This window comes from Acinetobacter sp. 70_2, from assembly GCF_056736115.1.
Window position 1 is genome coordinate 309,656 of record NZ_JBWZIP010000015.1, and the last position, 25,521, is coordinate 335,176.

At 39.5% G+C, this 25,521-nt stretch carries 18 protein-coding genes, 3 tRNA genes and 1 pseudogene; 10 read left to right on the plus strand and 12 right to left on the minus strand.

Translation table 11 applies throughout. The features are described 5' to 3' along the window. Positions 1 to 2,376 carry a xanthine dehydrogenase molybdopterin binding subunit gene (gene xdhB / locus AC1PJ9_RS10470; protein ID WP_311086854.1) on the plus strand — a complete coding sequence of 792 codons (2,376 nt, stop codon included), beginning with the start codon at positions 1 to 3 and terminating at the stop codon, positions 2,374 to 2,376. Between the two features lie 6 nt (positions 2,377 to 2,382). Then, positions 2,383 to 3,366: a xanthine dehydrogenase accessory protein XdhC gene (gene xdhC, locus AC1PJ9_RS10475; protein ID WP_263614270.1), complete on the plus strand. Its 984-nt coding sequence runs from the start codon at positions 2,383 to 2,385 to the stop codon at positions 3,364 to 3,366. Between the two features lie 10 nt (positions 3,367 to 3,376). Here xdhC and AC1PJ9_RS10480 read toward each other — a convergent pair whose 3' ends face one another. From AC1PJ9_RS10480 to trpD, 3 genes are read right to left on the minus strand one after another with little or no spacing between them, the layout of a single operon-like run. Then, complete coding sequence (locus AC1PJ9_RS10480; protein WP_263614269.1) at positions 3,377 to 4,072, minus strand: Smr/MutS family protein; 696 nt, start codon at positions 4,070 to 4,072, stop codon at positions 3,377 to 3,379. 9 nt (positions 4,073 to 4,081) lie between these two features. After that, positions 4,082 to 4,888 carry an indole-3-glycerol phosphate synthase TrpC gene (gene trpC / locus AC1PJ9_RS10485; RefSeq protein ID WP_311086855.1) on the minus strand — a complete coding sequence of 269 codons (807 nt, stop codon included), beginning with the start codon at positions 4,886 to 4,888 and terminating at the stop codon, positions 4,082 to 4,084. A 9-nt stretch (positions 4,889 to 4,897) separates the two neighbouring features. Then, positions 4,898 to 5,947: an anthranilate phosphoribosyltransferase gene (trpD, locus tag AC1PJ9_RS10490; protein ID WP_009498528.1), complete on the minus strand. Its 1,050-nt coding sequence runs from the start codon at positions 5,945 to 5,947 to the stop codon at positions 4,898 to 4,900. A 357-nt stretch (positions 5,948 to 6,304) separates the two neighbouring features. Between trpD and AC1PJ9_RS10495 the strand changes: the two genes are divergently transcribed. After that, positions 6,305 to 9,037, plus strand: a complete 2,733-nt coding sequence (locus tag AC1PJ9_RS10495) for a TonB-dependent receptor plug domain-containing protein (RefSeq protein ID WP_311086856.1) — start codon at positions 6,305 to 6,307, stop codon at positions 9,035 to 9,037. Between the two features lie 13 nt (positions 9,038 to 9,050). Further along, complete coding sequence (locus AC1PJ9_RS10500) at positions 9,051 to 11,816, plus strand: M1 family metallopeptidase (RefSeq protein ID WP_311086857.1); 2,766 nt, start codon at positions 9,051 to 9,053, stop codon at positions 11,814 to 11,816. 96 nt (positions 11,817 to 11,912) lie between these two features. On the opposite strand, the gene AC1PJ9_RS10505 is transcribed toward AC1PJ9_RS10500, so the two are convergent. From AC1PJ9_RS10505 to AC1PJ9_RS10515, 3 genes and pseudogenes are all read right to left on the minus strand, one after another. Further along, complete coding sequence (locus AC1PJ9_RS10505) at positions 11,913 to 12,497, minus strand: anthranilate synthase component II (RefSeq protein WP_000925676.1); 585 nt, start codon at positions 12,495 to 12,497, stop codon at positions 11,913 to 11,915. Positions 12,498 to 12,790: 293 nt separating this feature from the next. Next, a complete protein-coding gene (locus AC1PJ9_RS10510) occupies positions 12,791 to 14,593 on the minus strand; it encodes an aminopeptidase P family protein (protein ID WP_311086858.1) in 1,803 nt (600 codons plus the stop codon). Continuing rightward, positions 14,590 to 16,151 (minus strand): annotated as a pseudogene (locus AC1PJ9_RS10515) (peptide MFS transporter). The gene AC1PJ9_RS10510 and the pseudogene AC1PJ9_RS10515 overlap by 4 nt, the downstream one beginning before the upstream one ends. Before the next feature lie 705 nt (positions 16,152 to 16,856). On the opposite strand from AC1PJ9_RS10515, the gene glnA reads away from it, so the two are divergent. The 5 genes from glnA (at position 16,857) to AC1PJ9_RS10540 (ending at position 21,510) form a co-directional block, all read left to right on the plus strand. Continuing rightward, positions 16,857 to 18,272 carry a type I glutamate--ammonia ligase gene (gene glnA, locus AC1PJ9_RS10520; protein WP_171057781.1) on the plus strand — a complete coding sequence of 472 codons (1,416 nt, stop codon included), beginning with the start codon at positions 16,857 to 16,859 and terminating at the stop codon, positions 18,270 to 18,272. Between the two features lie 125 nt (positions 18,273 to 18,397). Next, positions 18,398 to 18,907 (plus strand): chorismate--pyruvate lyase family protein, encoded by a 510-nt coding sequence (locus AC1PJ9_RS10525; RefSeq protein ID WP_198072309.1) that lies wholly within the window; start codon positions 18,398 to 18,400, stop codon positions 18,905 to 18,907. Then, positions 18,904 to 19,782 carry a 4-hydroxybenzoate octaprenyltransferase gene (gene ubiA / locus AC1PJ9_RS10530; protein ID WP_311086859.1) on the plus strand — a complete coding sequence of 293 codons (879 nt, stop codon included), beginning with the start codon at positions 18,904 to 18,906 and terminating at the stop codon, positions 19,780 to 19,782. The genes AC1PJ9_RS10525 and ubiA overlap by 4 nt, the downstream gene beginning before the upstream one ends. Before the next feature lie 115 nt (positions 19,783 to 19,897). Continuing rightward, positions 19,898 to 21,205 (plus strand): alpha/beta hydrolase, encoded by a 1,308-nt coding sequence (locus tag AC1PJ9_RS10535; RefSeq protein ID WP_311086860.1) that lies wholly within the window; start codon positions 19,898 to 19,900, stop codon positions 21,203 to 21,205. Between the two features lie 104 nt (positions 21,206 to 21,309). After that, positions 21,310 to 21,510 (plus strand): hypothetical protein, encoded by a 201-nt coding sequence (locus AC1PJ9_RS10540; RefSeq protein ID WP_311086861.1) that lies wholly within the window; start codon positions 21,310 to 21,312, stop codon positions 21,508 to 21,510. Positions 21,511 to 21,520: 10 nt separating this feature from the next. Here AC1PJ9_RS10540 and AC1PJ9_RS10545 read toward each other — a convergent pair whose 3' ends face one another. The 6 genes from AC1PJ9_RS10545 to AC1PJ9_RS10570 all read right to left on the minus strand — a co-directional run bounded on the left by AC1PJ9_RS10545 (position 21,521) and on the right by AC1PJ9_RS10570 (position 24,115). After that, complete coding sequence (locus tag AC1PJ9_RS10545) at positions 21,521 to 21,964, minus strand: DUF2726 domain-containing protein (protein WP_311086862.1); 444 nt, start codon at positions 21,962 to 21,964, stop codon at positions 21,521 to 21,523. A gap of 56 nt (positions 21,965 to 22,020) precedes the next feature. Beyond that, positions 22,021 to 22,096: transfer RNA gene (locus AC1PJ9_RS10550), tRNA-Asn, on the minus strand. 181 nt (positions 22,097 to 22,277) lie between these two features. Next, positions 22,278 to 22,353 (minus strand) — tRNA-Asn (locus tag AC1PJ9_RS10555). 8 nt (positions 22,354 to 22,361) lie between these two features. Then, a tRNA-Asn gene (locus AC1PJ9_RS10560) sits at positions 22,362 to 22,437 on the minus strand. A gap of 146 nt (positions 22,438 to 22,583) precedes the next feature. Further along, on the minus strand, positions 22,584 to 23,210 hold the full coding sequence (locus AC1PJ9_RS10565) for a superoxide dismutase (protein ID WP_000208083.1): 627 nt from the start codon (positions 23,208 to 23,210) through the stop codon (positions 22,584 to 22,586). A 146-nt stretch (positions 23,211 to 23,356) separates the two neighbouring features. Then, positions 23,357 to 24,115, minus strand: coding sequence for a Nif3-like dinuclear metal center hexameric protein (locus tag AC1PJ9_RS10570; RefSeq protein ID WP_311086863.1), 759 nt, complete (start codon positions 24,113 to 24,115; stop codon positions 23,357 to 23,359). A gap of 194 nt (positions 24,116 to 24,309) precedes the next feature. On the opposite strand from AC1PJ9_RS10570, the gene AC1PJ9_RS10575 reads away from it, so the two are divergent. Next, positions 24,310 to 25,485, plus strand: coding sequence for a S1C family serine protease (locus tag AC1PJ9_RS10575; RefSeq protein WP_151817802.1), 1,176 nt, complete (start codon positions 24,310 to 24,312; stop codon positions 25,483 to 25,485). The last annotated feature ends 36 nt before the right edge of the window (positions 25,486 to 25,521 follow it).

The window sequence follows — 25,521 nt, forward strand, 5'->3', positions numbered from 1 at the left end:
ATGAACCAAACCATTGACTTAAGAGTTTCTAAAAAATCCGCTAAAGCAGGCGACTCGATTCCACACGAGAGCGCCCATTTACATGTGACTGGGCAGGCAACCTATATTGATGATTTACCAGAGCTTGAAAATACACTGCATTTGGCGGTCGGATTTTCAAATTGTGCCAAAGGTAAAATTATTAAATTTGATTTGGATGCAGTACGTCAGGCCAATGGTGTCCATGCAGTTTTTTCAGCAAAGGATATTGAGGTTGAAAACAATTGGGGACCAATTGTTAAAGATGACCCGATTTTTGCTGAGGAGCAGGTCGAATTTTACGGGCAAGCCTTGTTTGTGGTTGTTGCCGAGAGTTATCAGCAAGCCCGTCAGGCAGTTCGCTTGGCGAAAATTGAGTATGTGCCCGAAACTCCGATTTTAAAGATTCAAGATGCGATTGAAAAAGAATCGTGGGTATTGCCGCCTGTTGAATTTAGCCATGGTGAAGTTGAACAGGTATTTCAAAACGCAGCCCATCAACTTTCAGGTGCGATTGAGCTGGGTGGGCAAGAGCATTTTTATTTAGAAGGTCAGATTTCCTATGCGATTCCCCAAGAAAATCAGAGCTTAAAAGTCTATTGCTCAACACAACATCCAACCGAAATGCAGCTGCTGATTTGTCATGCATTAGGCATGAATATGCATCAGGTCAGTGTGGAAAGTCGCCGTATGGGTGGTGGATTTGGCGGTAAAGAGTCGCAGTCGGCACAGTGGGCATGCATTGCATCTTTGGCAGCGCAAAAAACAGGCCGTCCGTGTAAATTACGTTTAGATCGTGATGATGACATGAGTGCTACAGGCAAACGTCACGGTTTTGCTTATGAGTGGTTTGTAGCCTTTGATGACAGTGGTGTTCTGCAAGGCTTAAAGGTGCAACTGGCTTCAAACTGCGGTTTTTCCGCTGATCTTTCTGGGCCAGTAAATGAACGAGCAATTTGCCATATTGGCAACGCCTATTATTTAAATGCAGTTGAGCTACGTAACTTACGTTGTAAAACCAACACTGTTTCTAATACCGCATACCGTGGTTTTGGTGGACCGCAAGGCATGTTCGTCATTGAAAATATTATTGATGACATTGCTCGTTATTTAGGTTGTGACCCAGTTGAAATTCGTCAACGTAATTTCTTTGCCGAGCAGCCCGGTGCTGGACGTGACCGTATGCACTATGGGGCAGAAGTCCGTGATAATGTTGCGCCAAAATTAGTAGCCGAATTATTGCAAAGTAGTGATTATGCGAAACGCAAACAGAGCATTCATGCCTTTAATCAGAACAATGACATCATTAAACGTGGTATTGCGTTAACCCCATTAATGTTCGGTATTTCGTTTAATGCCGTACATTACAATCAGGCGGGTGCACTGGTCTATGTGTATATGGATGGCACTGTTTCTATTACCCATGGCGGTACAGAAATGGGACAGGGGTTATATACCAAAGTACGGCAGGTTGCTGCACATGAGTTGGGTTTACCAATCGATAGCGTTCGCTTAATTGCAACAGATACTTCTCGGGTTCCAAATACTTCTGCAACTGCAGCATCGAGTGGAGCAGATTTAAATGGTAAAGCTGTTCAAAATGCCTGTATTAAAATTCGTGAGCGTCTGGCAAAACTTGCAGCAGAAATAAGTAATAGTGATGCTGACCAAGTCCAGTTTGAAGATAGTATGGTCACAACAGCGAATGGTCACTCATGGACATTTCCAGATTTAGTTCAACGGGCATACATGGCACGTGTACAACTATGGGACAGCGGTTTTTATAAAACACCAGAAATTCACTATGATCAGGTCAACCATTTAGGACGTCCATTTTTCTATTATGCTTATGGCGCAGCGGTCAGTGAGGTCGCACTAGATACCTTAACTGGGGAAATGAAAGTATTACGTGCCGATATTTTGCATGATGTTGGACGGTCAATTAACCCTGCAATTGATATAGGGCAAATTGAGGGTGGTTTTGTTCAAGGGATGGGATGGCTCACGACAGAAGAGTTGTATTGGCAGCCGCAGGAGCCACACGCAGGCCGCTTGTTTACCCATGCACCTTCAACTTACAAAATCCCGACTAGTGTGGATATTCCTCATATTTTTAATGTCAAACTCTTTGATAACCAAAATCAGGCGGACACCATCTACCGCTCCAAAGCGGTAGGTGAACCGCCATTTATGTTGGCATTATCAGTGTTCTCTGCAATTCGTCAGGCAGTACAGGCGGCTATTCCAGAAAATGCACCGCTCGTACTCAATGCTCCAGCAACTGCCGAAGAAATTTTACGTGCAATTGCGATTGGACGAGGACAAGCTTTGGCTGACCGACCACAAGCTAAAATGTAGAAGATTATGCAACATTTACAATGGTGGACTGATTTTGTAGCGTGGCAAGTCGATGCTCTGCCTATGGTATTGGTCACAGTGGTACGTGCAAATGGTTCAACACCACGAGAAGTTGGTGCAACCATGTTATTGCGGTTTAATTTGCAACAGCAATGGCAGCAGTCCGATACGATCGGTGGCGGGCATTTAGAGTTTCAGGCCATTGATATTGCTAAAGCAATGTTAAAAGAAACGGAAACTTGTGTGAGGCGTATTGAACGCTTTAACCTCAGTGCTCGGCTAGGGCAGTGTTGTGGCGGAGTGATGTGGTTATTGTTTGAAAAAATATCACCCAGTGCGATCACATTGGATTTATCTGCGATTTTACAAGCATGGCGAGCTGGTCAGCGTATAGGGCGTAAGGTCTCACATCAATATGTGTCCACTTGGCAGACTATGGATATAGAACAACAACCAAGTTTCGAGTTTCATTCTGGCAGCAGTGAAGAATGGCAATTTAGCCAGCAGATTCAACCTTATGCCATGCAAGTGCTGATTTGTGGAGCAGGGCATGTGGGTGAAGCAATTGTTCGTTGTTTATTACCTATTGGAGTTCGGGTGAAATGGATTGATCCGCGTGATGATATTTTTCCATCCGATTTACTGCAACAGGTGCAATGTATAACGACTGATACCTTAGACGCCGAGATCGAGCAATTTGATCGTTCGGGGGCAATTTTAATTTTAACGCACGATCATCAACTAGATTTGCAATTGTGTTTTACAGCCTTAAAACCTACGGCGAAACCATTTGCTTATGTAGGAATGATTGGTTCAAAAAGTAAAAGGGCCATTTTTGAAAAGCGTATGCAAGTACGTGGTTATACTCCCGAAACTTTGCAACGTTTAGTTTGCCCGATCGGGGTAGAAGGGATTTCATCGAAACAACCTGCAATGATTGCCATTGCAGTAGTTGCTCAATTATTGCAGGTATTTGATGCAAAAAAATGATCCCAAAGGATCATTTTTTTTGTTCGAACTTTGGATTTTTTTCTGAGCGTTTAAGCAGCACGAGAACTGCACCTGTGCCACCTTGATTTTCTGGAGCACTTACAAAGGCTAAAACATCACGATGTTGGCGTAACCATCCGTTGACATAGGTTTTTAAAACAGCTTCAGGGCCTTTACCATGCACAATTTTAATGACATTTTGATTTTCATCTTTTGCCATCTGGATGATTTGTAAAACGGCTTCACGTGCTTGTTCAATGGTACAGCCGTGTAAATCCACTGCTTCAAACCAGCGCATTTTACCAGCTTTTAAGTCTTCAAAAACTTTATGCTGAAGAGTGGCTATGCGATAACTTAAAGCTGCTTGGCTTGCAACTGGATTTAATGCTGCTTGAGTATCTGATAACTCGGCATGTTCGGTATCACGTCCGCCTTCAGCGGCTGCGCGTTTTGCTAGTGTTTGTGCATCGACTTTTTTAGCACGAGGTGGTTTTACATCAGCCACATTACTATTGTTGATGCGTTTAACACCTGCAACAGCCTGTTGAAACAGGTGTGTATCTTCCAATTCTTCAGTCTCAACCTGAGATTTTTTAGTCTCAGGCTGATTTGCGATTTTGCTTGAATGAGGATTGGAGATTTGCTTTTTAAATTGCTTCAATAACTTTTGTTGCTCTTTAGAAAGCGATGAATCTTTATTACTCATATATCTTCATTAAACCGTTTGAGGTTGTCCAAAAAGAGCAGTAAAAGCTTGATCTGGACGTGGTTGTTTCATAAAACTCTCGCCAACCAAGAAGCTGTGAATATCATGTTCTTGCATCATACGCACATCATCTGGTGTCGCAATACCGCTTTCAGTGATTAATAAGCGTGAAGACGGAAGTAACTTTTTCAAACGGATAGATGTATTTAAATCTACATCAAACGTTTTTAAATTACGGTTATTCACACCTAATAAACATTGCTCAGAAAGCTTTAAAGCACGTTCCATTTCTTCTTCGTCGTGAACTTCAACCAATACATCAAGTTGATGTTCAAACGCAGTTTTAGACATTTCTTCGAGTTGCTGGTCAGACAAACAAGCAACAATCAATAAAATACAGTCAGCATGCAAAGCACGTGCTTCAACTACATTATATGGATCGATCAGAAAGTCTTTACGTAAAGCAGGTAGGGCACAATGATTGCGAGCAATGGCAATATTTTCATCTGCACCCTGAAAGAAATCAACATCAGTCAGTACTGATAAACATGCTGCTCCAGCTTGTTCATATTGCTGGGCAATTTCAGCAGGATTAAAGTCCGCGCGAATAATCCCTTTTGATGGAGATGCTTTTTTAATTTCAGCAATCACACCTGGACGTTTATGTTTTAAAGCATTGGCAAAGCCACGCACTGGAGTCGCAGCTTTTGCTAATTCTTCAACGTCTTGCAAATTACGTTGTTTTAAACGTGCAGCAAGTTCCTCATGTTTACGGTCAACAATTTTACCTAAAATGGTATTTTGAATATTAATCATGAGAAGTCCTTAATCTGCCTGAGATTGTTTTAATGTTTTGGTAAATTCAGCCAAAACACTCATTTTTTCTAATGCTTGTCCGCCGTAAATAATATCTTGCGCGAATGTAACAGCCTGAGCATAAGTCTTGGTAATGCCTGCTACATAAATACCTGCACCAGCATTAAGCGCAATCATGTTTGCAGCTTTTTCACCAATATCTGATTTATTTTTGCTTAAAGCATCTTTAATGAGCTTTAGACTTGCCGATGCATCAGCAACCACTAAACCATTTAATGTTTGTGACTCAATTCCGACATCTTCCGGGTTAAGTGTCCACTCAGTAACTTCGCCATCTTTGAGTTCGGCAACAGTGGTAGGGGCTGCAAGACTAATTTCATCAAGACCATCTCTTGAATGAACAACCATCACGTGTTCGGCACCAAGTTGTTTCATTACCTCGGCAATTGGGCGACATAGTTCATCTGAAAACACACCAATGACAAAGCGCTTTACACCAGCTGGGTTGGTCAATGGGCCAAGTAAATTGAAAATACTACGAATACCAAGTTCACGACGTGGGCCAGCAGCGTATTTCATGGCTTTGTGGTGGTTTGGTGCAAACAAGAAACCCACACCCATTTCACGGATGCAGCGTTCGGTTTGTTGCATATCTAAATCAAGATGAATACCCGCTTGTTCAAGTAGGTCTGATGAGCCTGATTTACTTGAAACGCCACGGTTACCATGCTTTGCAATGGTTGCACCCGCTGCTGCAATCACAAAGCTAGACGCTGTAGACACGTTAAATAAATTTTGTCCATCACCGCCAGTTCCAACAATATCAACCAAGTGTTTGATATCACTCACATCAATTTTAATCGCAAATTCACGCATGACACGTGCGGCTGCCGTCATTTCGTCAATGCTTTCACCTTTCATGCGTAGGCCCATCATTAAAGCACCAATTTGTGCCTCGGTTGCCTCACCTTGCATGATGCTGCGCATAATTTCTTCCATTTGAGGCTGAGTCAAATGAATGTTCTTGGTAATGTGGTTAAGCGCCTGTTGGATATTCATAGTCATGATTTACAGCATTAATGATTAAAATTTTTAGGTGAAGTTGATCAAGAGTAGGAGGTTCGGCCTATTGCGTTCCATGTTTCACTAGCTACGGGGAGCTATGTTAGCAGAAAATAACCAAAGATTTTTGCTGTTCGATAAGAGAATTAGAAATTTTGCTCAGTGAAGATTTTGAGTCTATTCATAAACAAAATTTATTTATGGAAAAAGGTTTTAGTTTGTTGTGAGTTTTTATGATAAATAATTAACCATTTGGTATATATTAAACATAAATATACCTAGAAAAAATGTGTATAAATCAACCAAATAAAAGTGGATATAGTAGGGCGATCTTTATTTTGTCTACTAATAAATATGTATTTAAATAACTTGAAATATCTAGGGACGTTAAAAAATAAGCGCTCATTTATTTTTGTATTTGTTGCACTTTTTCATCCATTAGAAAGCTATGCACAAGAAACTGTAGAGCAACCACAAAACCAAGCTAAACCAGATAAAGTAGTCCGTGTTGCTGTGACAGGATCTCGGATTTCAAAAGCACAAAAAGATGGCCCGTCCAGTGTCACCGTAATTACCGCAGCCGATATTGAAAAACAAGGTTTTAGTAATGCATTTGATGCACTCAATAATTTGACGCAGAACACGGGTTTTGTACAAGGTGCCGATTACGGAAATACTTTTACACCTGCGGCTAATGCCATTAGTTTACGAGGTTTAGGACCTAATCATACTTTAACTTTGATTAATGGACATCGGGTTGCAGACTATCCTGTACCTTATGATGGCTCTGTCAATTTCGTAAATTTAGCCAATATTCCAACAGCCATTATTGACCGTATTGAAATATTAAACGGTGGTGCCTCAGCAATTTATGGTTCAGATGCAATTGCAGGCGTGGTGAATATTATTCTGAAAAAGAAAACAGACGGCACACAATTTAATATCAAGGCAGGCGGAACCAAAGAAGGCGGTGAAAATTTACGTTTACAACTAAGTGGTAGTAAAACTTTAGACAAGCTCAGCCTTGTTTATGGGGTTGAACTCAGCGGCCGTGAACCGATATGGGCAGCCGATCGAGATTTTATGAAGAGCCGAACTCGTTTAGGAGAAAAACCAGACACGATTGTGGGTCGTAAAAATGCTGATACTGGTAAATATCTTTCAATTGGTGGGTGTCAGGCCTTTAATGGTTTATTTAACGGATCAGTCAATAATATTGGACAAGCAGGGGCGGACAATTGTGCCAGTGGTTTGGCTCGACCGACTTATTGGACTGTTCAAACTCAAAATCGCAGTCAAAATGGTTATCTCGGTTTAGATTATGAGTTAAATGATAAAACCCAACTATTTGCCGATTTTTTAATTGGGGCAAATCAAATTGAAAATAATACCCGTGGGCCGACATGGACTTCTTTAGCTGCAACGAGTGGTTATTTTCTAAATCAAGATTCGGGAAATTATGAAATTTGGAATCGTCGTTTTGCGCCTGAAGAATTAGGCGGGGTGGAACGCGTAAATAAAAAGTGGAAAGAACTTTCTTCGAACTTAAACTTCGGAATTCGAGGTGATATTGGAGAAACGAGCTGGAGTTATGAAGCAGCCTATAATGGTTCTATTTATACCAGTCAGCTACGCCGCCAAGGCTTATTACGTTCGAATGTTGATGAATATTTCTTAGGTAAGCAACTTGGTACAGATGCAGATGGTATTCCTATTTATTCACCTCGCTTAGATCGTTTAAGTCGACCACTCACAGCAAGCGAATTTGAAAGCATTTCGGGCACAACAAAAGAAAAAGATAAGTCGTGGGCACAAAGTTTAACCTTAAGCGCGAATGGTGACGTATTTAAGCTACCTGCAGGAACTGCCAAACTTGCGGCTGTAGCTGAAATCGGGCGTCAAGGCTTCTCGATTAAGCCAGATCAGGCGATCGAAAATGGTGAATATTATAATGCAAGTTCTAGTGGCGAATATGGAGGTACACGTACGCGCCAAGCACTCGGCGCTGAATTATTCTTACCCTTAACAAAACCGTTAAATTTAACCCTGTCCGGACGCTATGACCGTTATGCTTTATCAGATAACAGTATTGATAAGCTAACTTTCGGTTCAGGCCTTGAGTTTAGACCACATCCAACTTTATTGGTGCGCGGTAACTACGCGACCAGCTTTCGTGCACCAGATATGAACTATCTGTTTTTAAATAAACAAAAAGGTTATTTCCCAAGTACCACCGATTATTTACGTTGTAGCCAAACGGGACAACCTTTAGATAAATGTAGCTTTAAAGATTATGCACCTGGGGCGAACTACACTTTAACCGGAAACAAAGAGCTGAAACCTGAAGAGGGTAAATCTTATGGTGCAGGCTTTGTATGGTCACCAACCAATAAATTTGATATCAGCGTCGATTACTGGGATATCAAAATTGATAATCTTGTGACCAACTTAAGTGCGGACAAAATTCTACGTTTGGAAGCAGATTGTCGTTTAGGCAACCAAGATATTAACTCTGCGGCCTGTATTGATGCTTTAGCACGTGTAGAGCGTAACCCTGCAAATGCAGTTGTCGATCCAAATGTCATTAAGAATATTAATATCGTTCCGATTAATGCAGCATCAGACCATACCCGCGGGATTGATTTCACTAGTAGATGGCGCTGGAAAACAGACAGCTTTGGTAACTTTCTCTGGACAGTGAATTATAGCCGTGTACTAGAACATGAATATCAACAATCAAAAGATGGCGAGAAAGATGACTACTTAAAAGATTTAAGTATTCCTGATTGGCGTGACCGTTTTAATACCAGTCTCAGCTGGAGCTTTGGTGATTGGGCATCAACAGTATTAGTTAATCGTTATGGCAAAATTCCAAACGGCGACCAGACTGCCTATTTAAGCCCAACGTATTTGGTGAACTGGAGTGGTACTTATCAAATCTCTCCAAAAGCTTCTGCTTCAATCATTATTAATAACTTATTTGACAAAGTGAAACGAGATGACACAGGCGGTTGGCCGTATTATCCGATAGGATCATATTCACCATTTGGCCGTCAAGGTTGGTTGGAGTTTAACTATAAATTTTAAGAATGATGTATGGATGCAGCGATGTGGTACAGCAATTGCTGCATCTTTTTATTTAAAACTACAGAGGATAAAACCCCTTATGCTGGTCAAGCCTTCATTTAAAAAAAGATTGTTACTTACAACATTATTATCTTTATCGGCAACACAGATTTTTGCATCGAATAACAGTGAACAAATCCCGATTGGTAAATTACCCGAGTGGGTCGTACCCGAATCTTATGATTTAGATTTTAAGATTGATCCCGCACAAAAAGGCTATACCGGTAAAACTACGATTCATTTAAAGCTGGCTCAAGCCACAGATCACATCTGGATTCATGGTAAATCTTTGACGGTGAAAGATGTGAATATTACATCGGCACAGGGTACTAAAACCAAGGCAAAATATGAGCAAGCCTCTGAAATAGATGGGGTGAGTAAAATTAAATTTGCCAAAACCTTGCCCGCAGGCCAGTATCAACTCGTTCTAGATTTTAATGCGGCGTACGACCAGCAGCTCGATGGTATTTATAAAATTGAGTTTGAGGGTAAACCTTATGTGATGACTCAAATGGAAGCAATTAGTGCACGCCAGTCATTCCCATCATTTGATGAACCACGTTTTAAAACGCCGTTTAATATTCGTTTGACGATTCCAAGCAAATATTCAGGTTTTGCCAATACTCAACAAACATCTGAGCAAATAGAGAAGTCGGGTTGGAAAACACTCAGTTTTGCACAAACCAAACCACTACCCACTTATTTATTTGCATTGGCTGTCGGACCATGGCAATTACAAAAAGGGCCAGATATTGGGGCAACCTCATGGCGTAAACAGCCGATCCAGTTACGTGGTATTGCACCTGATGCTAAAGCTGAAAAAATGCAGCACGCCTTATCTGAAACGCCAGCCATTTTAAAAACTTTAGAAGATTATTTTGCCTTTGGTTATCCATTTGACAAGCTCGACTTACTTGCAGCACCAGACTTTGCCGCTGGGGCTATGGAAAACCCGGGGTTGATTACTTTCAGAGACTATCTAATGTTGCTAGATAAGGACTCACCAGTTTCTTTTGTACAGAATTCATTTAACGTCAATGCACATGAGCTGGCACATCAATGGTTCGGTGATGTTGTCACGATGCCATGGTGGGATGATCTGTGGCTTAATGAATCTTTTGCCACATGGATGCAAAGTAAAATCACTCAAAAACTACATCCCGAATTTAATGCTGACCTAGAACGTATTGCAGATACTGCTGATGCGATGAAAAGTGATAGCTTGGTGAGTGTACGTCGTATACGTCAGCCTATTTTAAGCAATGCCGATATTCAAACTGCTTTTGATGGCATCACTTACCAAAAAGGTGCAGCTGTTTTAAATATGTTTGAAAGCTATTTAGGTGAAGAAAAATTCAAACAAGGCGTACGCAATTATATTAATAAGCACCAATATGGTAATGCGACAGCTAATGATTTAATTAGCGCTTTAGCAGAACAATCTGGACAAGGTGAGCGCTTTACTAGAGCGATGAAAAGTTTTCTTGATCAACCAGGTGTGCCTTTAATTAACACCGCATTACAGCAAGAAGGCAATAAAGTCTTTTTAAATGTGAAGCAAAGCCGTTATCTACCTGTGGGCTCAAAAGGTGATGCAAGAAGCCTGTGGGGCGTACCGTTATGTGTCCGTTATGAAGTTCCAAATGCAGGCAGTAAAGTTCAGTGTGAACTGGTAGACCAAGCAGAAGCTAAGATTGAACTCAAAGGTGCCAGCCTTGGCAGTTGGTATATTCCAAATGCAGATGCGGCGGGATATTATCAATTCAGTTTGCCTCAAAAAGAATTTACTCGTCTAACTGCCGCTACAGAAAAGCTTTCTAACACTGAACAGTTGGCCTATGCCTATGCGATTTCAGCGGCATTTAACCATGGGGATATTAATTTATTGGCTGTCGTAGATGCTGCGAAGAAATTTGCTAATTCGAATAGCCGACAAATTAGTACAGCTTTGTTTTCCCAGTTAAGTACCATTCATCGTCATGTGTTGAAAACAGATGCTGAACGTGAACATTTTAGAAAAGTCTTAGCCAATTTATATTTACCTAAATTAAATCAGTTGGGTTATGTAAACAAAAAAGCTGAATCAGCTGAAGACAGTTTATGGCGTAGTGAGTTAGTTAGATTTCTTGCTTTAGATATTCAAGTTCCTGAAGTCCGTGCACAACTGTTAAAAGAGTCAGATGCACTTTTTGCTCAAAAGCAGCTTAACTTTGCGCAAGTAACCCCTGAATTATTGCCAACCATTTTAGCTGTACGTGTACAAGAAAAAGGTCAACCAGCTTTTGATCGTTTATCTGGAGAGTTACAACGCGTGACTCAACCGACACAACGTCTTGCAATACTTACAGCCCTAGGTTCAGCAAATCAAGAAGCGACACGCCAACAAGCCCGTCAGTTGATTTTGAACCCGCGTGTTAAAGTCGGTGAGGTTCGTACCGTGGTCAACTCAATCAATAATTATGGAGATGAACAAGGTGGCTTATGGTCTTGGTTTAAGGTAAATCATGACGCCGTTTTTGATCGTTTAGGTAAATCTTCGGCTGGGCGTTTTCCTGCAATGTTTAGTGGGACAGCTTGTACCCAACAACAAGCGGCACAGTTAAATGACTTTTTTGCACCACGAACTAAAGAATTGGTTGGGGTTGAAAGAGGATTGAAACAGACCAAAGAGCGAATTCAACTCTGCGAATCTTTGGTGGCAAAACAAGATGGATCAATTGTGCAACAGTTAAAGTTATAATTGATTCAGCCATAAAAAAAGCCAACTGATCGTAGTTGGCTTTTTTATTCAGGGTTCTTATCACATTACTTTTAAAACAATCTATTTACGGCTGCCTTATGCATATATATCTAAAAAGTTTTTAAAGATTTGATGGCCATGCTGACTCAAAATTGATTCAGGATGGAACTGCACGCCTTCAACAGGAAGTGTTTTATGTTTAACACCCATAATTTCTTCCATTGAACCATCTGCTTCATTGGTCCAGCACGTTACTTCAAGGCAATCAGGAAGTGTTTGCTGATCAATCACCAAAGAGTGATAACGAGTTGCCGAGAATGGGCTAGGAAGATTACTGAAAATACCCTTATTGCTGTGGTACATATCAGATAAACGTCCGTGCATCACCGTTTTGGCTCTTACAATTTTTCCACCAAAAGCTTGCCCGATACTTTGATGTCCCAAACATACGCCAAGCAAAGGTATTTTTCCGGCAAAGTGGTTAATTGCAGGAATTGAAATACCAGCTTCACTTGGAGAGCAAGGACCAGGACCAATCACGAGATATTTAGGTTGCCATCGTTCAATATCCTCTAATGTGACTTGATCATTGCGAACTACTTTTACTTCCTGATTCAACTCGCCAAAATACTGGACGATGTTGTAGGTAAAAGAGTCGTAATTGTCGATCATTAGAAGCATGATGAACTTAACCTCATGATAATTAAAATATATTTAATGAGTGGTTAGAATATTACTCACATTCATACTCACTGTTTAGAAAAGACTTTTTAGGTTTAAAAAATAAGAAGCCGCTTTCTAATGGGCTAATATAGCAAAAAAAGAAGTAACCAGTTTAACTATTTCATTCGTTAGAAATTTGATGAAAAAAGGCTTTGAGAAGTGAAGCTTTTTGAAATTATAGATAAGTACAAATAAGGCAGAATAAGTTTCTATTGGAAATAAAAATTATTCTGCCTTAATCAAAAAGAAGATTAAATTTTACGTGTGTTATAAATCAGCCAATCTAAAACATCGTCAGATAAATGTTCAGCCAGTCTTTCTTGAACAGTTTGATGATAACCATTTAACCAGTCTTTCTCTTCATTCGTTAGCATGTCAACGACAATACAATCTAAATGAATTGGGCAAAGGGTCAGCGTTTCAAACTCTAAAAATTCACCGTAAGTTTTTTCAAATCCAGAGTGAAGTTTGTTTGCCACCAGATTTTCAATGCGAATACCGTATTGTCCTTCATGGTACAGACCCGGCTCGTTAGAAATAATCATTCCTTCACGCAACTTACTGTAGGCATGTATAGGCGCGTAATAAGAAAGTACTTGCGGACCTTCATGAACATTAAGCGCAAAGCCTACGCCGTGTCCTGTTCCATGGCGATAATCTAAACCATGTTGCCATAAAGTATTGCGACAAATTGAATCGAGTAGAGGAGCAGCTAAACCTTCTGGATAAATCGTTTTTGCCAAAGCAATGTGACATTTTAAAACCAAGGTGTAGTCACGTTTTTGTTGCCCTGTTGGCGTGCCTACAGGAACAACACGAGTAATGTCGGTAGTGCCGTCTACGTATTGTCCGCCAGAGTCAATCAGTAATAGACCATCACCTTCAATGAACGAGTAGTGCTCTTCAGTTGCACGGTAATGGGGTAGAGCACCATTCGCATTAAAGCCGGCAATCGTTGAAAAACTTGGGCCTATAAAACCCTCTTGCTGAGCACGGAAGGCTGTAATTTTCTCATCAATGGTGAGTTCTGAAATGCGTTGACCTTGATGAAGTGCTTTTTCTAACCAGTGGAAAAAGTGGCAAAGCGCGACTCCATCTTTAAGCATGGCATGTCGGATATGAGCAATTTCACTTTCATGTTTACGCGATTTAAAAAGTGTACTTGGATTGATGTCATATACAACCCGAATATCTTTTGCGATGGCTTGCTCATGAAAAATCGATACTTTGGCTGGATCTAAAAGTACTGAGGCATCAGAAATATTTGCTAAAAATTGAGCTGTATCTTGGTAGTTACGAATCTCAATACCATCAGCTTTGAACGCCTCTTGGATGGTTAGATCAACCTTGTTGCTATCAACAAATAAAACAGCCTGTTGAGTACTGATATATAAATGCGAAAGGAATACAGGATTGTATTCTACATCTTGTCCACGTGCATTTAAGATCCAAGCAATATCATCTAAAGATGAAATGAAATGTCCTTCAATCGCCTTAGTTTTTAACGTTTCGCGAATTGCTTGTATTTTCTCTTTACGAGATAGGGCATTTAACCCTTCAGGCATTAAATGAATCTGCTCTAAAGGAAGTTCTGGACGATTAGACCAGATTGAACCAATTAAATCTTGCTGTGTTTCAAGTTTAAAGCCACGTTGTTTTGCCGTATTTTCCAACGCTTTAAATTGCTGGATTGAAAGCGTTTGCCCGTTTACTGAAATGACAGAACCAGTTGATAAATTTTTCTCAATCCACGCGAGATGTGTTGAAGACTCATCACTGGTCAGTTTTTGTAATTGAAAGCCAGTTCCAGCGAGTTGTTGTTCGGCTTGTACCCAATAGCGCCCATCAGCCCAGAGTCCTGCAAAGTTTTGAGTCACGACTAAGGTGCCAACAGAGCCACTAAAACCGCTTAACCACTGCCTTGCTTTCCAGTAGTCAGGTAAATACTCTGACATATGGGGATCTGCACTCATGACAACCAAAGCATCAACGTGTTGATTGATCATGAGTTCACGAAGTTTCGCTAGTTTTTCTGGAACAGTTAAGTCGTTCATATCGTTTCCAAATCAGGTTGAACTTTGTTGGTACTTTTGTCCATTAATTTATTCATTGGTTTCTTTAATAAAAATAACACGATTGCGCCAATAACCAAGGCTAATACACAGCGCATAAATAGGCTAGGTAAATGATTAATACCATCTGCCGATACATGTCCACCAATCAAACCTGCCATGAGGTTGCCTAAAGCTGAACCAGTGAACCATAAACCCATAATTTGACTGCGTATGACATCAGGTGCAAGTTTGGTCATGGTTGATAAGCCAATCGGGCTTAAGCAAAGTTCACCTATGGTAAGAAGAAATAAAGTACCGACTAACCAAAATGGTGAAACTACTCCGCCATGAATAGCAAAATGACTGGCTAAAGTCATAAGCAAAAAGCCACCTGCTGCGAATAGCAACGCAATAATAAATTTGCTGATATAGCTTGGATCTTTATTTGCTTTACCAAGTTTAGCCCATAGCCAAGCTGCTACAGGAGCAAAGATAATAATAAAAAGAGCATTGATTGATTCAAACCATACAGTTGGGATCTCAAATCCGAAAACAATACGGTCCGTATAATCTTGCGCAAATAAAGTAAAAGTTGTGGGTTTTTGTTCGAAAGCTGACCAGAATAAAGCGGATGCTGCTAATAAAACGAAGCAAATAATGATTTTAAATTTTTCATGTTGCTCTAAATTCAGGAAAAGTAGTAAGTATGCAAAATAAGCAATAATTCCAATGCTAATTCCTACAGTTAAGTAGGTTGCAACAACGACTGGGTTGATGTGAATAATCCCAAAGAAAGTTAATCCAATAACCACCGCAACAGCGAATAAAAAGCTAAATACAATTTTAGGTGCATTTTTATTTTCTACGACAGGTTTGCTACAGCTATTGGCTTCTTGTCGCAATTCATTAAAAGTTTGGAGTTGCGGGACAGCCAAAAAGCGGAAAATTAATAAAGCAATGAGCATCCCAATGCCACCAATACCAAAGCCTAAGTGCCAGCCATAATCGCGAGCTAATAGACCTGTAATGAGCGGGGCAATAAACGAGCCCGTATTAATTCCCATATAAAAAATGGAGAATCCAGCATCTCGTCTACTATCTTGAGCTTTGTATAAAGTTCCTACAATGACTGAAATACAAGTTTTAAATAAACCTGAGCCAAGAACAATCAGAACTAGACCGAAATAAAAAAAGAATTGATCAAAAATGGTGGTGAGGGCAATTGATAAGTGACCTAAAGCAATAATAATTGAACCGTACCAGACAGCGCGCGCCTGACCTAACCAGTTATCGGCAATCCACCCACCGAAGACGGTCATTAAATACATGGAGCCTGCAAATAATCCCACAATGGCGGCGGCAGTTGGTCGATCCAACCCTAAACCACCGTTATTGACCATTGCAACCATATAAAGAACAAGTAAGGGGCGAATTCCGTAATAAGAAAATCTTTCCCAAAGTTCTGTAAAAAATAAAGTTTTTAATGGTTTTGGATGACCGAAAAATGCTTTATCGGACTGTTCAAGTTCATGTTTCATTATTCAAATCCTTGAATGATTTTATGTTTTTTATAAACATAACTTTTAGTTTGTTTATTTATAACCAAAATTTATGTTTTTATTTTTTAGTTATTTTTAACAATAAAAGCAAATTTACCTTGTATAAAAACAGTGAATGAAAAAGAACATGAATAGTGGAGTTTATTATTAGATAAATAACAGTAAGGTGCGTTCATTTGACAAATCAAAGAACTGTTAAGAAGCGGAATGATCTATAAGAATTCATAAAAATGAAAAGTATTTGGTAGATTGTGAATAAGCAATAAAGAACTTTTCAAACTTGCTTAGTCAAGAAACTTGAGTCTTTTAAGAAGCGTAAAAAAGGGCGTAATCTGTAGCTTTTTAAGAGGTGTAAATATTTTTGTGTAATCTCATAAGAATCTCAACATTATATATAAGAAAGTATTATGATCAGGAACGACTGTTAGAAATTGATGCAGCGGATTATATCAGTGCAACAATTTTGCACTAAATTAGGGCAATAATGAGCTGTTTAAATATGCCATAATTTGAAAATGTGTGAATATGGTGCATTTGCACAAGCAAACAGTATAATGGGTTCAAGACAAGGGGCCTAAATCATGAATACTTATAAGTAATTCAATGTTTTAGGTAAGTCTTATAAAGTTGGTATGAAAATTGCTTAATAAATACCAGCAACTAACACGCACTTAACAAGTGCAACAAAATTTCATTGGAGCAAAATGAGCATGGCGAACAAGGTCCTTCAACTCATACAAGAAAGTGGCGCAAAATGGGTCGATTTTCGCTTTACTGATACTAAGGGTAAAGAACAGCACGTAACTTACCCAGCTGATTCTATTGATGAAGATACTTTTGAAGACGGTAAAATGTTTGATGGTTCTTCAATCGCTGGTTGGAAAGGTATTGAAGCATCTGACATGATCTTACGTCCAGATGCGGAAACTGGTTTCATCGACCCGTTCTTTGCTGAACCAACTGTAGTTGTGACTTGTGACGTTATTGAACCTTCAACTGGTCAAGGTTATGAGCGTGACCCACGTTCGATTGCTCGCCGTGCAGAAGAATACTTAAAATCTACAGGTATCGGTGATACTGCATTCTTCGGTCCAGAACCGGAATTCTTTGTATTTGACGAAGTGAAATGGGACATCGATATGTCTGGCGCTCGTCATACATTAATCGCTGAAGAAGCTGCTTGGTCTACTGGTAACAGCTATGAGTCTGGTAACTCTGGTCACCGTCCACGCGTTAAAGGTGGTTACTTCCCAGTTCCTCCAGTTGATTCTTCACAAGATATGCGTGCAGAAATGTGTGCAAAAATCGAAGACATCATGGGCCCAGGTCGTGTAGAAGTACATCACCACGAAGTTGCTTCTTGCCAGTTAGAAATTGGTGTGAGCTTCAACACTCTTGTTCGTAAAGCTGACGAAGTTCAACAGTTCAAATATGCTGTTTGGAACGTTGCACATCAATATGCAAAAACAGCTACGTTTATGCCTAAACCAATGGTAGGTGATAACGGTTCTGGTATGCACGTTCACATGTCTATCTCTAAAGATGGCAAGAACTTGTTTGCTGGTGATGAATATGCTGGCCTTTCAGAAATGGCGTTGTACTTCATCGGTGGTATCATCAAGCACGCTCGTGCATTGAATGCAATCACAAACCCATCTACAAACTCATACAAGCGTTTGGTTCCTCACTTCGAAGCACCAATTATGCTTGCTTACTCAGCGCGTAACCGTTCTGCGTCTATCCGTATTCCATACGTTTCTAGCCCTAAAGGTAAGCGTATCGAAGCTCGTTTCCCAGACCCAATGATGAACCCGTACTTAGGTTTCGCTGCATTGTTAATGGCTGGTATCGACGGTATCCAAAACAAGATCCATCCGGGCGAAGCTGCCGATAAGAACTTGTATGACCTTCCTCCAGAAGAAGAAGCAAAAATCCCAACAGTTGCTCATAGCTTAGATATGGCTCTTGAAGCACTTCAAGCAGATCACGAATTCTTGTTAAAAGGTGGCGTGTTCACTAAAGAAATGCTTGATGCATACATCGAACTTAAAACTGAAGATGTACGTCGTCTTAACACGACTACTCACCCAGTTGAATTCGATATGTACTACAGCTTGTAATACGTATTTCTTAAAAAAGCCTGCTTATGCAGGCTTTTTTATTGCTTAGAATGTTGATTGAATTATCTACGTTTTTTATCAAAAAATTGGGGTAAACTAGGTGCGAGTTTTCATGTGAGCAGATTATGCGTAAACGACAACCAGTACTTAAACAGGAACAAGTTTTAAATCCTGCATTGAAAACATGGTTGTATGCGTCTGGTTCTCTGACCCAACAATTGACTGAACTTGGCGGTGGACAGTTCAGCGTAAAGCCTTTTAAAGAACACTTTCAACGTTTAACTTTTGCAGACAGTCAATGGATGAGTATGCCTCATACCCACACTTCATGGGTGAGGGAAACTTATTTATATGGCTGTGAAGTTGAGCCATGGGTAAAAGCAAAAAGTATTTTTCCAATTCAAAGTTTACAAAAAAAAGCCCGTATATTTCAGCATATTGGTTCTAAACCGATAGGCCGTTTTTTATTTCAAAGAACAACACCTCTGTGTGACCGCCGTGTTATTCGCTTACCAGAAGGCTGGACGCGACAAAGTTGCTATACTTGGCATGGATGTAAATTTATTGTTCAAGAAACATTCTTACCGGCTTTTGAAGCTTTTTTATATCAGCAGCACGACAAGGAATTACTATGACGACTGCAACAGGCACAACATGGCGTCAGCGTTTAGAGGCTTATTATTATCTATGCCGATTTGATAAGCCAATTGGAACTGAGCTGGTGTTTTGGCCAACCATGTGGGCACTTTGGGTTGCAGCAGAGGGAATGCCGCCTCTACATATTCTTTTAGCAATGGTATTAGGTACAATTTTTATGCGTGCTGCTGGCTGTGCCATTAATGACTTTGCTGATCGTAAAGTGGATGGTCATGTAGAACGTACAAAAACTCGTCCTTTAGCAACTGGTGTAATTCGCCCAAGAGAAGCTATATATGTATTTTTAGCTTTAGTATTTGCAAGTGCTTGTACGCTTTTCTTTTTACCTATCGCGACATTTTATTGTGCGTTAGGAGGGTTGGTTTTAGCATTTATATATCCTTTCATGAAAAGATATACCCATTTACCTCAAGTCGTATTAGGTATGGCATTTTCTTGGGGCATTCCAATGTCTTTTACAGCAATGGGTAAGCCCTTAGATTTAACTTGTTGGTTGCTCTATTTTGGCAATTTGGCTTGGACAGTGGCTTATGACACTCAATATGCAATTACCGATCGTGAATATGATTTAAAAATTGGTGTGAAATCTACAGCTATTCTTTTTGGTCGGTATGACATCCAAATTATTGCACTTTTACAAGCAACCAGTCTTGTTTTGATAGGAACGGCGTTATATTTAGAAAATATCTTATTTCCATGGGCGATCATTACTTTAATTGTTGTGGCATTCGATTTTATATATCAAACAATTAAAACCAAAGACCGCAACCCTCAGGTTTGTTTCTGGGCATTTCGTCACAATCGCTGGGTTGGATTAATCATTTTTATAGGAATATTTTTAAATTTCATATAGTAAAAATGACCGTGAGGTTGAAAAGTGTTCTATGCAGAGCACTTTTTTTATGTCTTAATATTTGTGCATAAGAAATATGCGGAATAAATAACACATAACATAAAAAGGATATTGTATGAAACGGTCAAACATTGCTTTAGCTATAACATTAACAGCTTCAACTTTTTTTCTTGCAGCCTGTGATGACAATGATGATGACTATATTGGTGTAAACCCTGATAAAACTTATATTTCAGAAAAAAACTATTCTCAGGACAGTTTAAGTGGCGCTGCATCTATCAAAGTGATGACCTATAACATGGAGAATGTACAAGGGAACACAGCTCAAGCAACGGCACTTGTCATGTTCCCTAAAATTGCTCAACCTAAAGATGGTTATAGGGTCGTGGTCTGGGAACATGGAACAGTAGGTGTAGGGGATGGTTGTGCACCAAGCAATAATACAATTAATCCACGTTTCAAAATTTTAGCAGATACTTTATTGGCAGCTGGCTATGTTGTGATTGCCCCAGACTATGAAGGTTTAGGTACGCGAGGAATGCATCCATACCTTAATTTGGGAAGTGAAGCTAAATCTGCAATTGCAGCGGTTAAGGCTGCAAAAGATCATTATGGTAATCAGCTAAACGGTGCGTGGATGTCGATTGGACAGTCTCAAGGTGGGCATGCTTCACTAGGTACTGCAGAGTTTGCAAATAACGACACCAACTATAAAGGTGCAGTTGCAACAGCACCAGCTTCTAGCCTTGGCTATATTATTTCTACAGTTGCACCACAAGCAATCCAAGATATTCTTAAAAAAGAGCAAGCTGGTACAGCACCTATTGGTACGGCTGTAGAAGTTTATGCTGAGCTACTTGCATATGCTGCATATACCACGGTAGGTATTACGGCTTATGAGCCTAAATTTAATTATCGTGAAATTTTCCAACAACGTTCACAAAGTATAGCTGAGTTCGCAGAGGGCACTACAGGCGAAAATGGTATGTGCTTAACCGATTTACATAATAAATTTGCAGCTGATATTCGTGATTATCTTGCGGCTAATGCTGGTAAAACAGTTACTGATTATCCTGGTTTAGCGGGTAATTTCCAAGAAAACCCAACTGTGAAAAAATTCTTGGTAGATAACCAACCTGCTACTAAAAAAATTAATTCACCTGTCATGATTGTTCAAGGTACTGCTGATATGGCTGTACCATATCCAGTCACAGATGCCTTGCAAAAGGGGCTTAAAAATATGGGAACTGACGTGACGTTTGTACCTGTTCTAGGGGCTGCCCATACTCAAGCGATTGTATGTAGAAATGCTGAAATTTATCAATTTGTACAATCTAAGATGCCAGCAAAAACCAATATCGTGCTCGATCCATCGGTAATAGATGCAAGTAAGAATTTTGAATGCACTGGTGTAGCACAATAATTTTTGTATTTAAAATATTCAATTTAAAAGAGTCCTAAAAAGGGCTCTTTTTTGTTATATTGTTACATATCTTAAAATTAACGATGTTCGAGTTTAAAGCACTTATGAGCCAGCAACCTGTTGAAAAGAAATCTGTTCCTTGGCTATTAATGGGATTAGGGTTGCTTATTCCTTTTTTGATTATTGCAATACTTTTCTTTGCTGCAAAGAGTGATGCTGAGAATAAAAAGCAATATGAGCAGCAACGTTTAGAAATGGAAAAAAGAATAGCTGAGAAAGAAGCTGCAAATTCGGATAAAAAATAGTATTAGCTATTTAAAGAATATCTCTTTGTAGTTGGCGTACGCTAGGAATGCTTGTATATCGTTTTACGATATAACCTGCTTCGGTAAGCATTTGATCACGGATACGGTCTTCTTCTGCTTTCTCAAGATGAGAGGGGTCATCTAATTCAATAATTGCAATGACTTCCATTTTGTCGTTTAGTACCACAAAGTCGGTAACTTTACGGTTGAACTGACTACGAATTTTATAATCATTACTGGTAATTAACGCGCTAAAGGCCACTTGAGCTAAAACATGGTAACTGGGGAAACTCTGTTTTAAACGTATAAACATCTGAGTTTCAAAATTAGTAATGACAGGACGGGCAAAGAATTTTTGTTTTGGAAATAAATAGGGACGTAAACAAACAACAAGAAAAATGCAGGTGCTTAAGCAACCTAAAATAATAAAAAATAAATGACTCGATTCGAACATGGGATAACATCATACAAATAAAAACCCACTCGTAATGAGTGGGTTTTTAAGAATCTTGGCTCTCCCACCTGGGCTCGAACCAGGGACCTGCGGATTAACAGTCCGTCGCTCTACCGACTGAGCTATGGGAGAATCTGGAAAAGGATTTTAGGCAGGAAAGGGGGCTAGGTCAAGGGTTAATAAGAGAATTAAAGCGAATATCTAACTGATTGGCTTAAAAATACTCGAAACATTGATTTTATTCAAAATAATAGAAAATTATTAAATGATTAGAAAAGAAAAAGCCCGCAATAAATGCGGGCTTTTAGAATCTTGGCTCTCCCACCTGGGCTCGAACCAGGGACCTGCGGATTAACAGTCCGTCGCTCTACCGACTGAGCTATGGGAGATTAGTAGATGGCTCTCCAACCTGGGCTCGAACCAGGGACCTGCGGATTAACAGTCCGTCGCTCTACCGACTGAGCTATTGGAGAATCTGATGCGCATTTTATGGATGAAATCTAAAAGCGTCAATAAGAATATTAAAGAAAATGAATCGTTTGCTTGATTAATATGCTTTTGTTGTACTAAAAATAAAAAAACCACCCTAAAGAGGGTGGTTTTTTATAAAGAAATAAACTTATTTCTCTACACCAGCTGGTTGACCTGCAAGTTTTGCATTTGCATAGTCCCAGTTCACAAGGCTTTCTAAGAAAGTTGCGATGTATTTAGGACGTAAGTTACGGAAATCGATGTAGTAAGCATGTTCCCATACGTCAATTGTTAATACAGCAATTTGACCATGTGCAAGTGGAGTGTCTGCATTAGAAGTTTTAGTAATAGAAAGTTTACCGTTTACTTCATCAGCAACTAACCAAGCCCAACCTGAACCGAATTGAGTCGTTGCAGCAGCAGTAAATTCTTCTGCAAATTTTTCATAGCTACCAAAAGCTTCGTCAATTTTAGCAGCGATCGCGCCAGTAGGCTTACCACCACCGTTTGGTTTCATGCTGTTCCAGTAGAACGTGTGGTTCCAAACTTGAGCAGCGTTGTTGAAAATACCAGCTTTAGATGCATCACCAGCAGTTGCTTTAATGATTTCTTCTAAAGTTTTACCTTCAAGGTCAGTACCTTTGATTAAGTTGTTTAAGTTAACAACATAGGTATTGTGGTGTTTGTCGTGATGGTATTCTAAAGTTTCTTTACTGATATGTGGCGCTAAATCATCATAGCCATATGGAAGTGCAGGTAAAGTAATGGTTGTCATGTTCTATTCCTTGCATTTGCTGGGTTATACAATATTAAGTGGCTCTATTGTAAATGATTCTGTTCACAATAGGGCATCGTTTTAAAGAACTATACACAATAAAGATCTAATTAATACGCATAACACAGATTGAAAAAAAGACTTAATTAAATCGGATTATTCAATTCAAAATATTCACTTTCAACAGAGAACTGTTTTGAAATAGCTTGTGCCAAACGTTGAACACCATAACGTTCGGTTGCATGGTGACCACAGGCAAAATAATGAACACCTAATTCTTTTGCTTCATAAAAAGTTCGTTCACTGACTTCGCCTGAAATGTAAGCATCGCAGTTTTGCAAAGCAGCTTTAGCAATAAAATCTTGAGCGCCTCCTGTACAGAAGCCTACTTTTTGAATGCTTTGTTTTTCCGCTGGTAAGTGAATCACTTTAAAATCAAAACTGTTTTGTAGTTTTGCTTTAAATTGATCTACAGAAAGCGCTTGTTCTAAATAACCAATATTACCAATCGGATGTTTCTCATTTGGATCAAGGGGTTCTAAATTTTGTAAGTTTAGTTTTTCTGCAATAGCGATATTATTGCCTAAACTTGGATGCGCATCTAAAGGTAGATGGTAAGCCACTAATGAAATATTATTTTGAATAAGTTTTTTAATGCGATTGCCTCGCATACCAGTGATTGGATATGGTTCGCCCTTCCAAAAATAACCGTGATGTACGAGTAATAAGTCTGCATTTTGAGCAATTGCTGCATCAATTGCATCTTCAGAAGCAGTAACCGCACAAAGAATACGTTTTACTTCAGTTGAACCTTCAATTTGCAGGCCATTTGGTGCGTAATCTTTAAACTCTGCTGCTTTTAAGGTTTGGTCGCACCACTGAATAATTTCATGCAAATTCGCCATGATATTTCCTGAATTGAGTAGTAAATAGTTGCTAAAGCTATAGAAACATATTTTGTTGTGTAACTAAAGCTAGACAAATCTTTTTTGACTTTTTTATGTATATCGACATATTTAATTTAAAATGCTTAACTGAAAACTCTTTTTGTTCAATATATTAATTTAATTAAAAACTTCTTTGCGTAGAGGATATGAACGTGCGCCGCACCTTTACATGGTTACCTTGGGTGTTACTTATTATTGTAATTGCCAGTTTTATTGCATGGCAAAAATACCATCAGCCGAAACCAACTGTTGCAGTTGATGGGGTGCAAATGCCTGCTGAGAAAGTTGAGCCACTGGTGGATACTTCTCGAACGGGCGGGGTGGTGTCTTATAGTGCTGCGGTAAAAGTTGCAGCGCCGGCAGTTGTTAATATTTTTACGACCCAGAAAGTTAAACAAAATCATCCTTTATTAAGTGATCCGGTTTTCCGTGAATTTTTTGGAAATCAGGTTCCCGAACAACAACAGCAAAATGAAAATAGCTTAGGTTCAGGGGTTATTGTTCGTGCTGATGGCTATATCCTTACCAATAATCATGTGATTGCTCAAGCTGACCAGATTGTAGTTGCTTTACATGACGGGCGTCGTGCAGAAGCTACAATTGTTGGAACTGATCCAGATACCGATTTGGCAGTCATTAAAATCGATTTAGATAAGCTGCCAGTATTGCCATTTAAGTTAAGTGGTAATGAGGTAGGTGATGTTGTTTTAGCAATTGGTAATCCGTTTGGTGTTGGGCAAACGGTAACCCAAGGTATTGTTTCAGCAACAGGTCGCTCAGATTTAGGTATTAATACCTATGAAGACTTTATTCAAACTGATGCAGCAATTAACCCTGGGAATTCAGGTGGGGCTTTAATTGATGTGGCTGGTAATTTGATTGGTGTGAATACTGCTATTTTTTCACAATCAGGTGGTTCTTTAGGTATTGGCTTCGCAATTCCTGCTAAGGTTTGTCAACAAGTACTCAACTCAATTTTAAAAGATGGTCGTGTAGTTCGTGGTTGGTTAGGTATTAGTTTACTTCCACCTACACAAGATGATGTATTGGCACCAAAACCACCAGTAGGTGTAGTTGTTGCTGATGTATTAAAAAGTGGTCCAGCGGCTTCTGCTGGCATTAAAGTTGGCGATAAAATTGTTCAGGTAAATAATGAACCGATTACTTCGGCTTCTCATTTGATTAATTACGTGGCTTTACAAGCGCCAAATAGCGAAATTAATGTGTTGGTTGAACGAGATGGGAAACAACAAAACTTTGTTGTGACTGTGGGTGAGCGAAAAGCGCAAAATACGCAATCCCAGTATATCCCGCTTCCTAAACGTTAGAACCTCAATAAAAAAAGCCTCATGATGAGGCTTTTT